General features: G+C 63.5%; 10 protein-coding genes. All 10 read right to left on the bottom strand.

Annotated elements, in window-relative coordinates; genetic code table 11:
- Positions 1-56: 56 nt before the first annotated feature.
- On the bottom strand, positions 57-2,993 hold the full coding sequence (locus UB48_RS18505) for a DUF748 domain-containing protein (RefSeq protein WP_045199713.1): 2,937 nt from the start codon (positions 2,991-2,993) through the stop codon (positions 57-59).
- Between the two features lie 91 nt (positions 2,994-3,084).
- Entirely contained in the window at positions 3,085-4,101 is a 1,017-nt protein-coding gene (locus UB48_RS18500; protein WP_045199711.1) for a class I SAM-dependent rRNA methyltransferase, read from the bottom strand.
- 79 nt (positions 4,102-4,180) lie between these two features.
- A complete protein-coding gene (locus UB48_RS18495) occupies positions 4,181-5,359 on the bottom strand; it encodes an acetyl-CoA C-acetyltransferase (RefSeq protein ID WP_045199710.1) in 1,179 nt (392 codons plus the stop codon).
- 112 nt (positions 5,360-5,471) lie between these two features.
- Positions 5,472-6,341, bottom strand: a complete 870-nt coding sequence (locus UB48_RS18490; RefSeq protein WP_045199709.1) for an oxygenase MpaB family protein — start codon at positions 6,339-6,341, stop codon at positions 5,472-5,474.
- A 39-nt stretch (positions 6,342-6,380) separates the two neighbouring features.
- A complete protein-coding gene (gene acs, locus UB48_RS18485; protein WP_045199708.1) occupies positions 6,381-8,315 on the bottom strand; it encodes an acetate--CoA ligase in 1,935 nt (644 codons plus the stop codon).
- 91 nt (positions 8,316-8,406) lie between these two features.
- Positions 8,407-10,071, bottom strand: a complete 1,665-nt coding sequence (gene pgi / locus UB48_RS18480) for a glucose-6-phosphate isomerase (protein ID WP_045199707.1) — start codon at positions 10,069-10,071, stop codon at positions 8,407-8,409.
- A 126-nt stretch (positions 10,072-10,197) separates the two neighbouring features.
- A complete protein-coding gene (gene panC, locus UB48_RS18475) occupies positions 10,198-11,055 on the bottom strand; it encodes a pantoate--beta-alanine ligase (protein ID WP_045199706.1) in 858 nt (285 codons plus the stop codon).
- Positions 11,052-11,852, bottom strand: a complete 801-nt coding sequence (gene panB, locus UB48_RS18470; protein ID WP_045199705.1) for a 3-methyl-2-oxobutanoate hydroxymethyltransferase — start codon at positions 11,850-11,852, stop codon at positions 11,052-11,054. The genes panC and panB overlap by 4 nt, the downstream gene beginning before the upstream one ends.
- Before the next feature lie 252 nt (positions 11,853-12,104).
- Positions 12,105-12,581: a 2-amino-4-hydroxy-6-hydroxymethyldihydropteridine diphosphokinase gene (folK, locus tag UB48_RS18465; protein WP_045199704.1), complete on the bottom strand. Its 477-nt coding sequence runs from the start codon at positions 12,579-12,581 to the stop codon at positions 12,105-12,107.
- Positions 12,582-12,584: 3 nt separating this feature from the next.
- Complete coding sequence (locus UB48_RS18460) at positions 12,585-13,973, bottom strand: polynucleotide adenylyltransferase PcnB (RefSeq protein ID WP_045199703.1); 1,389 nt, start codon at positions 13,971-13,973, stop codon at positions 12,585-12,587.
- Positions 13,974-14,613 lie beyond the last annotated feature (640 nt).

The following is a 14,613-nucleotide window of genomic DNA, read 5'->3' as shown; positions in this document are numbered from 1 at the left end:
CCGGCACTGGTTGCCGGGGCTTCTTTTTCGGGGGAAAGGAGGGGAAGACGAGGTGGTTATTCCGCGTCCAGATGCAGCGGCGAGATCACTCGGCCATCCGCCTCGGCCTGGCCCAGGCTGGCATCGACGAAGTACACCCGGTCATCCGCCAGCTGGCCTTTATCTACCAGGTAGTCCTTGATACTGCTGGCCCGGGCCTGACCCAACTGGCGCAGCAGCAGGGCGCTTTCGCCCCAGGACTTGAGCACGGCATCGCGCAACTGGGTGGTGCGCTGTTCGCGATCGAGTTGTTCCCACTCCGCTGGAGGCTGTTTCTTCATGCGGGTACGGTAGATGCCTTCAAGCATCGCCGGCTTGTCGCCATCCGGTACTTTCAGCTCGGAGGCCTGGGCTGGCACCTTGTCGCCGCGGCGCTGGAGGATCTTGTAGTAGGTACTCTGGTACTCACGCTCCAGGCGCTGCTGGGCAATCAACGGTCCGTCGCTGCTCTGGGCGCTGGTGCCTTCGATCTCCAGGCGCAAGGCAGGGCGCTCTTTGAGCGCCGTCGCCAGCTTGTCCAGGGCGCTTTGCGCATCCGGGCCCAGGTCGCTGGAGCCAGCGGCAAAGGCGACGTTGCCCAGGTCCTGGGAATCGCCGCCGCTGACCAGCCCGCCGATGAACTTGAAGGGCGCCTGGGCCGCGCGCAGCACCAGGTTGCGCAGGGTCTGCCAGACAATCGGCATGACGCTGAACTGCGGGTCATTGAGGTCGCCAGTCACCGGTAGCTCGATGGAGATCTTGCCGTCGGTGTCCTTGAGCAAGGCCACTGCCAGGCGAATCGGCAGGTCCACCGCATCCGGGCTGTCGACCTTCTCACCCAGCTGCAGTTGCTCGACCACTACCTTGTTCTCGGCCTTGAGCTTGCCTTGGGTGATCACGTAGTGCAGGTCGATGTTCAGCCGGCCCTTACGGATGCGAAAGCCGGCGAACTTGCCCGAGTAAGGCGTCAGGGTGGTCAGCTCGACGCGTTTGAAGCTGGTGGCGATGTCCAGGGCGGCCATCGGGTCGAAGGGGTTCAGCGAGCCTTTGATGGTCACCGGTGCATAGCGATCGACCTTGCCCTTGATATCGACCTTGGCCGGTTTTGGCTGACGGTTGTCGATGGTGCCGATCTGGCCGTTGAGCTGCTGGATGGCGGTGGCGAAGTTCGGGGTCAGGCTGAAGTCGGCAAAGTTGGCCGAACCGTCATTGATATCGATTTCACCGATACGGATGCCCAGTGGTTTTTCCGCAGGCGCCTTGGCTGTGGCCGGCGCCTTGGACTGCGCGGTAGCCGGTTGCGGGATCAGCAGGTCATCGACGTTGGTGGTGCGGTCTTCGTTGATCATGAAGCGCGCGTAGGGCTGCTTGAGGGTCACTTTGCCGATGCTCAGGGCGTCACCGTGGCGGTACGACAGACCATCGAGGTTCAGCTGCTGCCATTTGACGAAGTCGCGATCCTTGATGGTGTCCAGGGTGTGCAGCTGGTTGACCTGAGCCTTGCCGTCAATGCTGAAGGCCAGCGGCTCGGTACTCTTGAGGTCGACGTTGAGGTCGCTGCCGAGCATGCCGCTGCGCAGTTCCAGGCGGATGTACGGGCTGATGTAGGCCTGGGCGACACGCAGGTCGATGTCCTGAGTGTTGACCTTGAGCTTGGCGCTCACCGGCGCCAGGTTGACCTCACCGGCCGCCTGCAGCTTGCCTTGCTTGCCGACACCGGTATCGAGCTTGAGGGTGAAGGGCGACTGGTTGAGGCTGTCGAAATTCTGCAGGTCGAGGTTCAGCGGGCCAACCTCGAGGGCGACCGGTTGTTTCTGCGAGCGGTCGGCCAGGTGTACCTGGTAATTGCGCAGTTGCACGTCTTTGAGCAGCACTTGCCATGGCTTGCTCGGTGCCTCGGCGGCGGCCTTTTCCTTGGCATCCGGCTCGGCGGCGGCAGGTTCGGCTTTCTCTTTGGCCGTGGCTTTGGCCGGCTGGCTGGCAAACAGCTTCTGCCAGTCGAGCTGGCCATCGGACTCTACTGCCGCCCAGGTTTCGAGCTTTTCGCTGCGGATCTTGCCAACGGTGACCCGCTGCTTGGCCAGGTCAATCGAGGTTTCGCTGACATCCAGGCGCGCCAGGCGTGCCAGCGGGCGGCCATCCGGTGCCTTGATGGCAAAGGGGGCAATGCTCACCGAGGTGTTGTCCAGCAGCAGCTCGGTTTCCTTGGACAGGTTCAGCTTGTAGTGGGTATCGAGGCTTACCACACCTTCTTCCAGCACCAGCGGCACGGCATCGCGCACATAAGGCCAGAAAGCTTTCATCTTGCCGTCGGTGACCTTCAGGGTGCCTTCGGAGGCGATCGGTACCAGGCTGAAGTTGCCGGCCCAGTCGATTCGCCCGCCCGCGGGGCCATTGGCGACCAGGGTCATTTCGGTACTGTCTTCGGGCAGGGTGCTGAGGTTCTTCAGTTCCAGGTTCATCGAGTCGTAGAGAAACTCGATCGGCTCGCTCGGGCGCAGGTCCTGGAAATGCAGGTAACCTTCGCTGAGTTTGATGCTGCCGATGCGCAGCGGGAACGGATCGCCCGCAGGCTCTTGCGGCTTGGGCTCGCTCGGCGGCAGCTTGAACAATTGCCTCAGGTTGAGGCTGCCGTCCTTGGCGAACAGCAGCTCGGTACGCGCCTTGTCCAGCTCGACACTGTCCAGGTGCAGGGCACCGCTCCACAGGCTGTTGATTTGCAGGTTGGCGTACAGGCGCTCGAAGCCGACCTGCTCTTTACCCGGCTCGCCAATCTGCAGGCCCCAGAGGGTCAGTTCGAGGCTGAACGGGTTGAGCTCGATCCGCTGCAGGTGCGCCGGCACCGTGGCGTAACTGGCCAGTTGCTGGTTGGCGATACGCAGGGCAACCCCTGGGAGAATCAGAAAGCCTAGCAGGCTGTACAAGGCCACTGCGGCCAGCATGGCGCCGAGGGCGCGTTTCAATCCTTTGGGCATGTGTGGCGTCGTCTGTCTCGAACGGGAGTGCTTGGAGTATGGCACGTAAAAACGGTTCCGAAGCTACTCCAAAAATTAACGAAATTTTGTTTCAGAGCTGAAGAATCAAGGTCTTCAGTGGCGGCTGGCCATCCTGCGACGGAAAGTCGCCGGCAGGTTTGAGCACTTGCCAGTCGCGTACCGGGCGCCCGGCTTTCTCGGCGCAGCGCAGCACTTGCTCGCGCCAGTCGTCGAGGCTGACCTTGGCCAGATTGTTACAGCAAATCAGTACGCCATCGTCGGCGGTGCTCAACAGGGCCGGCTTGAGCAGGCTCTGGTAGTCGCGCAGCAGGTCGACGGTGCCGAAGGCGCTCTTGGCCCAGGCCGGCGGGTCGAGGAACACCAGGTCGAACTGGCGCTGCTCCAGGCGCGGATACGGCGGCAGCTTGTGGCCGCGACGCTGGCTGACCGGCAAGCCGGCGAACTGGCGGATCGCCGGAAAGTAATCGGACTGGATAAAGCTCATCGGCAACAGTTGCGGGTTGAGTGCGCCGTTCTCCTTGCCGACCGCCAGGTTGCCTTCGGCGAAGTCCAGGTTGCACACCTCGCGCGCGCCGCCCGCTGCGGCGCTGAGGCCGACGCCGCAGGTATAGGCAAATAGGTTGAGCACGCTTTTGCCGGCACTGTGCTGCTTGACCCAGCCACGGGCATTGCGCAGGTCGAGGAACAGTAGCGGATCCTGCCCGGCATGGCGGCCACGTACCCGGTAGTTCAGGCCCCATTCGTGGCCGACATGGTCGGCCAGCGCGGCCTCGCTCGCCTGATACACCGGGTCGCGACGATCGATTCGGCTGTTGCCCTGGGAACGGTCGTTGTAGACCAACAGCAGTTCCAGGCCCAGGTGCGCTTGCACCGCCGCGTGCAGCTCCAGCAAGGCGCCGGTCTCAAGGCTTTGGTGGAAGCTTTGCACCAGCAACTGCGGGCCGTAGCGGTCGATGGTCAGGCCGCTGGCGCCTTCCTGGCTGCCATGGAACAGGCGATAGCAGTCGGTGCCCTGGGCATGCAGTTCGGCGAGAAGGCCCTGGCGGGCGTCGAGGGCGGCGCGCAGCGCCTGATTCAAGAGGGACATGCACGTGGCCTTGGTTTGCGGACGTGCAGTTTATCAGTTCAGGCCAGGGGAGGGGCCGTTGCAGCCCCTCCCGCAGTGATCAGCGCTCGATCGCCAGGGCCACGCCCTGACCACCGCCGATGCACAGGGTCGCCAGGCCTTTGCTGACGTCACGCTTGATCATTTCGTGCAGCAAAGTTACCAGCACCCGGCAACCCGAGGCGCCAATCGGGTGCCCCAGGGCAATCGCGCCGCCATTGACGTTGACCTTGCTGGCGTCCCAGCCCAGCTCCTTGCCTACCGACAGGGCCTGGGCGGCAAAGGCTTCGTTGGCCTCGATCAGATCGAGGTCGCTCAACTGCCAGCCGGCCTTGTCCAGGCAGCGGCGGGTGGCGCTGACCGGGCCGATGCCCATGATCGCCGGATCAACCCCGGCGTTGGCGTAGGCCTTGATCCGCGCCAGGATCGGCAGGCCCAGCTGTTGCGCCTTGGCCGCACTCATCAGCAGTACTGCTGCCGCACCGTCGTTGAGCGACGAGGCGTTACCGGCTGTTACCGTGCCGTCTTTCTTGAACGCCGGCTTGAGCTTGCCCAGCGACTCGGCGGTAGTGCCGGCGCGGGGTTGCTCGTCGGTGGCGAAGGCCACCGGCTCACCCTTGCGCTGTGGAATCAGGATCGGGGTGATTTCGTCGACGAAGCGCCGGGCTTCGATGGCTGCGGCGGCTTTCTGCTGCGAGGCGGCGGCGAAGGCGTCCTGTTCTTCCCGGCTGATGCCGTATTTTTCCACCAGGTTCTCGGCGGTGATGCCCATGTGGTAGTCGTTGAACGCATCCCACAGGCCATCGCTGATCATGCTGTCGATCAGTGTGCTGTGGCCCATGCGCAGGCCGGTACGGGCACCCGGCATGACGTAGTTGGCCAGGCTCATGTTCTCCTGGCCGCCGGCGATGATCACTTCGGCATCGCCGCAGCGAATTGCCTGGGCTGCCAGGTGCAGGGCCTTGAGGCCCGAGCCGCAGACCTTGTTCAGGGTCATGGCCGGTACCGCGTGGGGCAGGCCGGCCTTGATCGCGGCCTGGCGTGCCGGGTTCTGCCCGGCACCGGCGGTCAGTACCTGGCCGAGGATGACTTCATCGACCAGTTCGGCATCGATGCCGGTCTGGGTCAGCAACTGGCGGATCACCGCAGCGCCGAGGTCGACGGCAGGAATGTTGGCCAGCGCCCCCTGGTAGCTCCCGACAGCAGTACGGGTGGCGGCAACGATTACGACATCTTGCATGGCGCGGGTCCTCACTCTTATTGGATTTGGCGTCAGAACGGTTCAGGCCCCAGGGCCTGGATAGACCGGCATGGTGGCATAGATGAGCGGGCGAGGGCTATTGGCGTACCGCTCAGGCGATTCCCATACGCCGCCGGGCGCGATGGGCCGAGCCGTCGCGCATGGCCCAGCGCAGCACCGGAGCAGTGCTGTGGATGCCCAGGCGAATCAATCGGCGTTGCAGCGGGTTCTGGCCCAGCTCGAGCATCGCGCTGGCCCATTCCGGCAACAGGTCGATACCGGCGCGCAGCATCAAGGCGCCGACCGGTTGCGCCAGGCGGCTGGGCGCCGGCGCGTCGAGCAGCACCTGCACCACTTCATGGCTGCGCGCGTCGCACAGCAGTTGCGGGCGCATGGCCTGCAGGTAGTCGGCAATTTGCTGGCGTGAGCGCGGCACGTTGCGCGCGCCCAGGCGCTCGGCGATCAGGGCGATCTCGGCGTAGTAGGCGTCCTGTTCGGTGACCGGCATCTGCGGGTTGCGGTAGCGCATGTGGGCGGCAAGAAAGCTGCTGACCTCGGCCACATGCACCCAGGTCAGCAGGTCCGGGTCGCTGGCGGCATAGGGCCGGCCATCGGCAGCGCTGCCGACCACTTGCAGGTGAATTGTGCGCACTTTTTCGATCAGCCAGTTGGCATCCCGGCTCGAACCAAAGGTGGTGCCGGAGATGAACTGGCTGGTGCGGCGCAAGCGGCCGAGCAGGTCCTGGCGAAAGTTGGAATGATCCCATACGCCAGCCAGCGCCAGCGGGTGCAGCAACTGCAGGAGCAGGGCACTGATGCCGCCGATCAGCATGCTCGGGAAGTCGCCGTGCACACGCCAGCTGAGGCTGTCCGGGCCGAACAGGCCGGGGTCGCCCTTGGGGTTTTCCAGGTCGAGCTGACCCAGGGACAAGCCGGTCAGGCTCATTACCTGGGTTTCGATACGGCGGCGAATCGCTTCCATGGTTACCTTGTGTTCAAGGCAGCCGATCAGCGCTGCCGCTTAAGTGTTCAGGCGTTTGTCGATCAGGCCCTGGACCACGCTCGGGTCGGCCAGGGTCGAGGTATCGCCGAGGCTGTCGAGCTCGTTGCAGGCGATCTTGCGCAGGATGCGCCGCATGATCTTGCCCGAACGGGTCTTGGGCAGTGCCGGCGCCCACTGGATCAGCTCGGGTTTGGCGAAGCTGCCAATCTCTTTGCTGACCAGGGCCAGCAGCTGCTGCTTGAGGCTGTCGTCCGGGGTCACACCGTTCATGGGCGTGACAAAGGCATAGATACCTTGGCCCTTGAGATCGTGAGGGTACCCGACAACGGCCGCTTCGGCGATGCTGTCGTGCAGTACCAGAGCGCTTTCCACCTCGGCGGTGCCGATCCGGTGCCCGGAGACGTTGATCACGTCATCGATGCGCCCGGTTATCCACAGGTCGCCGTCTGCGTCGCGGCGCGCACCGTCGCCGGTGAAGTAATAGCCCGGCAGCGGCTTGAAGTAGGTATCGATCATCCGCTGCGGATCGCCGTACACGCCGCGGATCTGCCCAGGCCAGCTGGCCTTGATCGCCAGCATGCCGCTGCCGGGGCCTTCGATCAGCTTGCCTTTTTCGTCCAGCAACACCGGTTGCACGCCGAACAGCGGCTGGGTGGCGCACCCGGGCTTGATTCGCCGGGTGCCCACCAGCGGGCTGATCATGATGCCGCCGGTTTCGGTCTGCCACCAGGTGTCGACGATCGGGCAGCGCTTTTCGCCTACGGCCTCGAAGTACCATTCCCAGGCTTCCGGGTTGATTGGCTCACCGACGCTGCCGAGCAGGCGCAGGCTCTTGCGCGAGGTGCCCGCCAACGGGCCCTGGCCTTCGCGCATCAGCGCGCGCAGGGCGGTGGGCGCGGTGTAGAAGATATTGACCTGGTGCTTGTCGACCACCTGCCAGAAGCGCGAGGCATCGGGGTAGTTGGGCACGCCTTCGAACATCAGGGTAATTGCACCGTTGGCCAGCGGCCCGTAGACGATATAGCTGTGGCCGGTCACCCAGCCGACATCGGCGGTGCACCAGAACACCTCGCCCTCGCGGTAATCGAACACGGTCTTGAAGGTCAGCGCCGCCTGCAGCAGGTAGCCGGCGGTGGTGTGCAGTACGCCCTTGGGTTTGCCAGTGCTGCCGGAGGTATAGAGGATGAACAGCGGGTCTTCGGCGTCCATCGGCTCGGGTGGGCAGTCATCGCTGACCTGCTTGATCGCTTCGTGGTACCAAAGATCGCGGCCTTCGCGCCAGTCGATCTTGCCGCCAGTACGCTTGATCACCACCACCGTACTGACATCCGGGCAACTGAGCAGGGCCTTGTCGACGTTGTGCTTCAGCGCCACGCTCTTGCCGCCGCGCACGCCTTCATCGGCGGTGATCAGCGTGCGACAGTCGGCGTCGAGAATCCGGTCACGCAGGGCATCCGGCGAGAAGCCACCGAACACCACCGAGTGAATGGCGCCAATGCGGCTGCAGGCGAGCATGGCGTAGGCCGCCTCCGGGACCATGGGCATGTAGATGCACACCCGGTCGCCTTTTTTCACCCCGCGCTGCTTGAGTACGTTGGCCAGGCGACAGACCTGCTGGTGCAGTTCGCGGTAGGTGATGACGCTGGAGTCGGCAGGGTTGTCGCCTTCGCGAATGATCGCCGGCTGATCGCCCCGGGTGGCCAGGTGACGATCGATGCAGTTGTAGCTGACATTGAGTTGCGCGCCCTTGAACCAGGCGGCCTGGCCGGTCTTCATGTCGCTCTGCTGGACCTGGCTCCAGGGCTTGATCCAGTCCAGGGCCTTGGCCTGTTCGCACCAGAAGGTGTCCGGGTCGTCGATGGACTGGCGGTACAGGCGCTGGTAGTCGGCCTGGCTCAGTTGCGCCGCTCTGCTGACGGCATCGGCTTGGGGAAAGTCGCTGATATCGAACATGGCGGGGTCCTGTTCTGACGGATTGTTTTTGTCAGGACAGTGTAGCCGCTGCCCCCGGCCGTGTTCGTTCGGCCAGGGGCAGCGCGGGCGGTCAACCGCGGTGACGGCTGCGGAAGAAGTTGATCAGGCCCTGGGTCGAGGCGTCTTCGGCAGGCTCTTCAATGCCGCCGGTCAGGCGCTGGTAGACGCCCTTGCCGAGCTCCTTGCCCAGCTCCACGCCCCACTGGTCGAAGGCGTTGATACCCCAGATGACGCTTTGCACGAATACCTTGTGCTCGTACATCGCCACCAGTGCGCCAAGACGCCGTGGGCTGATGCGCTCGACCACCAGGGTATTGCTCGGGCGGTTGCCCGGAATCACCTTGTGCGGTGCCAGCTTCTGGATCTCGGCTTCGGCCATGCCTTTGTCACGCAGCTCGGCTTCGGCTTCGCTGCGGGTCTTGCCCAGCATCAGCGCCTGGCTCTGCGACAGGCAGTTGGCGTACAGCCACTGGTGATGGTCGGCGACCGGGTTGAAGCTGACCACCGGGACGATGAAGTCGGCCGGAATCAGCTGGGTGCCCTGGTGCAGCAACTGGTGGTAGGCATGCTGGCCGTTGCAACCCACGCCGCCCCAGATGACCGGGCCGGTGTCGTGGTTGACCGGCGTGCCGTCCTGGCGGACGCTCTTGCCGTTGGATTCCATGTCCAGCTGTTGCAGGTGCTTGGTGATGTTACGCAGGTAGTGGTCGTACGGCAGGATCGCGTGGCTTTGCGCGCCCCAGAAGTTGCCGTACCACACGCCGAGCAAGGCCAGCAGCACCGGCATGTTCTGTTCGAACGGTGCGTTCTGGAAGTGCTGGTCCATGGTGTAGGCACCGGACAGCAGTTCCTTGAAGTTGGCGGTACCGATGGCCAGCGCAATCGGCAAGCCGATGGCTGACCACAGCGAATAACGCCCGCCTACCCAGTCCCACATCGGGAAAATGTTTTCTTCACGGATGCCGAAGGCCACGGCGGCGGCCTTGTTGCTGGAAACAGCGATGAAGTGCTTGTACAGCTCGGCTTCCGAACCACCCTGGGCCAGGTACCAGGCGCGGGCGGCCTGGGCGTTCTTCAGGGTTTCGAGGGTGTTGAACGACTTGGACGAAACGATGAACAGCGTGGTTTCGGCGCGCAGCTTGGCCGACAGCTCGTGAAACTCGCTGCCGTCGATGTTCGCCAGGTAATGGCAGCGCACGCCGCGCTGGGCGTAAGGCAGCAGGGCTTCGGAGACCAGCTCGGGGCCGAGGAACGAGCCACCGATGCCGATGTTGACCACGTCGGTGATCGGCTTCTCGCTGTAGCCGCGCCACAGGCCATCATGGATGCGGCCAACCAGCTCGGTCACCTGGTTGAGGACCTTGTGCACCTCGGGCATCACGTTGACGCCGTTGACGCTCAGCTTGTCGCCCACCGGGCGGCGCAGGGCGGTATGCAGGGCCGGGCGGCCTTCGGAGGCGTTAAGGATTTCGCCGGCGAACAGGCCCTTGATGGCCTCTTGCAGACCGACCTCGTTGGCCAGGCCCACCAGCAGCTCGCGGGTCTGGGCGTTGATCAGGTTTTTCGAGTAGTCGAGGAACAGCCCGCAGGTGCTCAGGGAGAATTCTTCGAAGCGCTTTGGCTCGGCAGTGAATGCGTCGCGCATGCTGAAGTCCTGCATGGCTTCGCGGTGTTGCTGGAGCGCCTGCCAGGCGGGCAGGGCGGTAACATCATGAGGGGTGCGGTAATACGCCATCGCTGCAGGTTTCCTTATTGCGTGAACTGCCTTGGACACTGAAAACAGCGCCCCGTTTGCAGGCTGATGCCAATTATAGGCATGCAGCCTGCGTTACAGGGAGAGGCAGCTCAGCGGGCGACCGGGTTACTTGTCGTCAAGGTTCAGGTGCAGGTTGTCGATCAGGCGGGTAGCGCCGAGGAAGGCGGCTACCAGGATCACCAGATCGCGGTCTTCAGGCGTCGCCGGGCGCAGGCTCAGGGCCTGGCGGACTTCCAGGTAGTCCGGGCGAAAGCCTGCTGCAGCCAGTTGCTGCTGGCCGTTGGCGATAAGCGCCGGGTAGTCGCGTTCGCCTTGCTCGATGGCGGCGGCCATCTGGCTCAGCAGGCGATACAGCGCTGGCGCCGTGGCGCGCTGCTCGTTGCTCAGGTAGCCGTTGCGCGACGACAGCGCCAGGCCGTCTTCGGCGCGCACGGTTGGCTCGCCGATGATCTGGATCGGCATGTTCAGGTCGCGCACCAGCGCGCGGATTACCGCCAGTTGCTGGAAGTCTTTCTGGCCAAATACCGCCAGGTCCGGCTGGACCATGTTGAACAGCTTGCTGACCACCGTCGCCACGCCTTCAAAGTGGCCTGGACGGCTGGCACCACAGAGCCCGTCGGACAGCTGCGGGACGCTGACCCGGGTCTGCCCGGCCATGCCGTCGGGGTACATTTCTTCGACCGTGGGGGCGAACAGCAGGTGGCAGCCGGCCTGGAGCAGTTTCTCCTGGTCGGCGGCGAGGGTCCGCGGGTACTTGTCGAGGTCTTCGCTGGGGCCGAACTGCAGCGGGTTGACGAAGATGCTGGCGACGACGAAGTCGACCCGTTGCGCGGCCTTGGTCACCAGCGCGGCATGGCCGCTGTGCAGGTTGCCCATGGTCGGCACGAAGCCGATGCGTTTGCCCTCACTGCGCGCCCGCGCCACGGCGGCGCGCAGTTCGAGGACGGTCTTGACTGTATTCATGCACTGAACCCGTGTTCGCTGGCGGGGAAGCTGACTTCCTTGACGGCGGTTACATAAGCCTTGAGCGCACCTTGAATGTCGCTCTGGCCGGCCATGAAGTTCTTCACGAACTTCGGTACCCGGCCGGTCAGCGACAGGCCGAGCATGTCGTGCAGCACCAGGACCTGGCCGTCGGTGGCGCTACCGGCACCAATACCGATGACCGGAATGCTCACCGCCTGGGTGATTTCGGCGGCAAGTTCGGTCGGCACGCACTCGAGCAGCAACATGGCCGCGCCGGCTTGCTCCAGGGCGATGGCGTCGGCACGCATCTGCCGGGCCTGGTTTTCCTGGCGGCCCTGGACCTTGTAGCCACCGAGGATGTTCACGGTTTGCGGGGTCAGGCCCATGTGCGCGCACACCGGCACGCCACGTTCGGCCAGCAGGCGGATGGTCTCCGCCAGCCAGGCGGCGCCTTCGACCTTGACCATGTGCGCGCCGGCCTGCATCAGCGCGCCGCTGTTGGCGAATGCCTGCTCGGTGGTGGCGCAGGCCATGAACGGCAGGTCGGCAAGAATCAGCGCACCTTCGTTGCCGCGTTTGACGCAGGCAGTGTGATAGGCCATCTCGGCATTGGTTACTGGCAAGGTGCTGTCATGGCCCTGGAGGACCATGCCCAGGGAGTCACCCACCAGCAATACTTCCACGCCGGCACGGCTGGCGGCCTGGGCAAAGGTCGCGTCGTAACAGGTCAGCATGGTTATTTTCTCACCCTTGGCCTTGAGGCTCTGCAGGGTGGTCAGGGTTACTTCTGGCATGAAAAGGAATCCTCGTTCAGGCGCTGTGAAAAACGACTGCGTACAACGCGTGTATTCATCTTCTGGAACAGCACATCATCGATCGTGGTGTTTGAATTACGACCTGTTCCAGGCCTATATACGCCTTTTTGCGACGCTCGGGGCGCCACGGGACGCCTATAGTCGTGAGCGAGGGGGCTGAAGTCAATTACCCTGTTACCGCATTGTTACTAATGCGCTGTTACGGGCGTTACCGGCTGGGGGAACGCCCGGCTACAGGCGCTCGAGGCCGACGAACGGGCAATCTGCCAGTAATTGGGACAGGGGCCGTTGATCGGCCAGGCAGAAGTCTTCGGGCACCAGTTCGGCCAGCGGGTAAAGGACGAACGGTCGCGCCTGGATGTGGTAATGCGGCACTTTCAGGCGGGGCACATCGATGACCTGGTCGCCGTACAGGAGGATATCCAGGTCGAGGGTGCGCGGGCCCCAGCGCTCTTTGCGCTCGCGGCCCTGGTCGGCCTCGATGGCCTGCAGCGCATCGAGCAACTCAAGCGGCGCCAGGGCGGTATCCAGCGCTGCCACGGCGTTGGTGTAACGCGGCTGCCCGGGCGATAGCGATTCGCTGCTGTAGAAAGCCGAAACCCCGGCCAGGGCGCTTTCATGCAACTGCCCCAGCGCCTCGACGGCGCTGCGCAATTGCTGCTCGGGATCGGCCAGGTTGCTGCCCAGGCCAATGAAGGCGCGGACCATCGGTTACTCGCCTGCAGCGCCGTCGGCGCGCTTGCGTTTGCTCGGGCTGCGCTTGCGTTTGCGCGGGCCGGCACCGGCGCCTTCGTCACGGCTGCCGAGCTCACGAATCATGTCGCGGCGCTCGCTGTCGTTGCAGTCCTGGTAGTCGGTCCACCATTGGCCGAGGCCATCGGTTTCTTCGCCCGCGCTTTCACGCAGCAGCAGGAAGTCGTAACCGGCGCGGAAACGCGGGTTGTCGAGCAACAGGTCGGCACGCTTGCCGCTGCGCCGTGGCAGGCGCTCCTGCATGTCCCAGATCTCGCGGATCGGCATGGTGAAGCGCTTGGGGATCGCAATGCGCTGGCATTGTTCGGCGATCAGCTCGTGGGCGGCTTCGTTCATCGCCGGGATCGGCGGCATGCCACGGCTCTGCAGGCGCAGGGCGCGACCCGGCAGGGCTGGCCAGAGCATCGCGGCGAACAGGAAGGCCGGAGTCACCGGCTTGCCCTGCTTGACACGCAGGTCGGTGTTGATCAAAGCCTGGCTGATCAGGGTGTGGGTGTAGGTCGGGTGTTCTTCGAGCGCTTCGGCACTGGCCGGGAACAGCGGGTTGAACAACTCCAGGTCGACGAGCATTTCAAAGGTGTCGGCAGCCTGCCCGGAGAGGAACAGCTTGAGCGATTCTTCGAACAGGCGCGCCGCCGGGATCTCGCGCAGCATCGGTGCCAGTTGGCGAATCGGCTGCACGGTGTGCTTCTCGATACCGAAGTTGAGCTTGGCGGCGAAACGCACAGCACGCAGCATGCGCACCGGGTCTTCCTGGTAGCGCTGGGTCGGGTCGCCGATCAGGCGGATCAGGCGGTTGCGGATGTCGTGTACGCCGTTGGCGTAGTCGAGGATGCGCTCGCTGACCGGATCGTAATACAGGGCGTTGATGGTGAAGTCGCGGCGTTGGGCGTCTTCTTCCAGGGTGCCGTAGACGTTGTCGCGCAAAATTCGCCCACTCTCGTTACGCGACGAGGTGTGGCTGTTCTCTTCTTCGCTTTCCGGGTGGTTGGCGCGGAAGGTGGCGACTTCGATGATTTCACGGCCGAAATGGATGTGAACCAGCTTGAAACGGCGACCGATGATACGGGCGTTACGAAATTCGCCGCGGACCTGTTCAGGGGTGGCGCTGGTGGCGACGTCGAAGTCCTTGGGGGTGATGCCCAGGAGCTGGTCGCGTACGCAGCCACCGACCAGGTAGGCCTGGTAGCCAGCGTTTTGCAGGCGCTCGACGATGTTCACCGCGTGGCGGCTGAACTGGCCACGTTGCAGCGAATGTTGACCACTATTGATCACTTCGGGCGTGGTGCGGATATGGTGCTGGCCACGCACGGTAGGACGGAATGACTGGAACAGCTTCTTCAGCATGGGATGCACTGTTTGAAGGAATGTTCGGCCAAAAACGAAGAATGGCCGCATGATGGGCGGGGATTCTAGCATTTACTCGGTGGATGGTGTAGGCGGTCGCGTCGGACGACGCGCGGGCAGGCTGGGGCGGCAGAAACTACAAGGGGAGCCGAAGCTCCCCAAGAAGTAGTTGCGTGCTCTTATTGTTTTTTTGCCGGGCTTCTTGTTTTTGTTGAGTGCCCTGCCCACAAAAAAAGCTTGTGGGCGGTCTCCCTAACCGGGATCAAGAGCAAACGGATTGCTTTGGTCGCTGAGGTTGCAATGATCATGCGATCCAACCAGTTCAGGCCCTGCTTGAGTGCAGTTTTTATTGTTCTCTGCCTGGTTGTGGGGCAAGCCCCAAATACAACTCCTCTCCAAAAGAATCAGTTAGCTGCGCCTCCGCCGTCTTGTTCTTATTGTGCGTGAGCCGATTCGTCTTATTTTTATTGTCTTTTGCAGTGCTTGTTATTGTTCTTGTACCAAACATATAGCAGGTGCCGTGCCAACTTTTGCAAAGCCCAGTAAAACAAGGGCTTGGAGCGGTTTTGCGGGGTTCGCGGGGCGAAAAAAAACCGGGGCTTCGTTACCGTAAGCCCCGGTTTTTGTTACGACTTCGTGC

The sequence above is a fragment of the Pseudomonas sp. 2(2015) genome, from assembly GCF_000955865.1.
Taxonomy (GTDB): domain Bacteria; phylum Pseudomonadota; class Gammaproteobacteria; order Pseudomonadales; family Pseudomonadaceae; genus Aquipseudomonas.
The sequence above is the reverse complement of the archived record's forward strand: the minus strand, read 5'-3'. Positions and strand labels throughout refer to the sequence as shown.

What these genes read in the sequence shown, in the direction of transcription:
- UB48_RS18460 (WP_045199703.1), bottom strand. Translation starts at nt 13,973, where the DNA reads ATGCTGAAGAAGCTGTTCCAGTCATTCCGTCCTACCGTGCGTGGCCAG.
- folK (WP_045199704.1), bottom strand. Translation starts at nt 12,581, where the DNA reads ATGGTCCGCGCCTTCATTGGCCTGGGCAGCAACCTGGCCGATCCCGAG.
- pgi (WP_045199707.1), bottom strand. Translation starts at nt 10,071, where the DNA reads ATGGCGTATTACCGCACCCCTCATGATGTTACCGCCCTGCCCGCCTGG.
- UB48_RS18490 (WP_045199709.1), bottom strand. Translation starts at nt 6,341, where the DNA reads ATGGAAGCGATTCGCCGCCGTATCGAAACCCAGGTAATGAGCCTGACC.
- UB48_RS18495 (WP_045199710.1), bottom strand. Translation starts at nt 5,359, where the DNA reads ATGCAAGATGTCGTAATCGTTGCCGCCACCCGTACTGCTGTCGGGAGC.
- acs (WP_045199708.1), bottom strand. Translation starts at nt 8,315, where the DNA reads ATGTTCGATATCAGCGACTTTCCCCAAGCCGATGCCGTCAGCAGAGCG.
- UB48_RS18500 (WP_045199711.1), bottom strand. Translation starts at nt 4,101, where the DNA reads ATGTCCCTCTTGAATCAGGCGCTGCGCGCCGCCCTCGACGCCCGCCAG.
- UB48_RS18505 (WP_045199713.1), bottom strand. Translation starts at nt 2,993, where the DNA reads ATGCCCAAAGGATTGAAACGCGCCCTCGGCGCCATGCTGGCCGCAGTG.
- panB (WP_045199705.1), bottom strand. Translation starts at nt 11,852, where the DNA reads ATGCCAGAAGTAACCCTGACCACCCTGCAGAGCCTCAAGGCCAAGGGT.
- panC (WP_045199706.1), bottom strand. Translation starts at nt 11,055, where the DNA reads ATGAATACAGTCAAGACCGTCCTCGAACTGCGCGCCGCCGTGGCGCGG.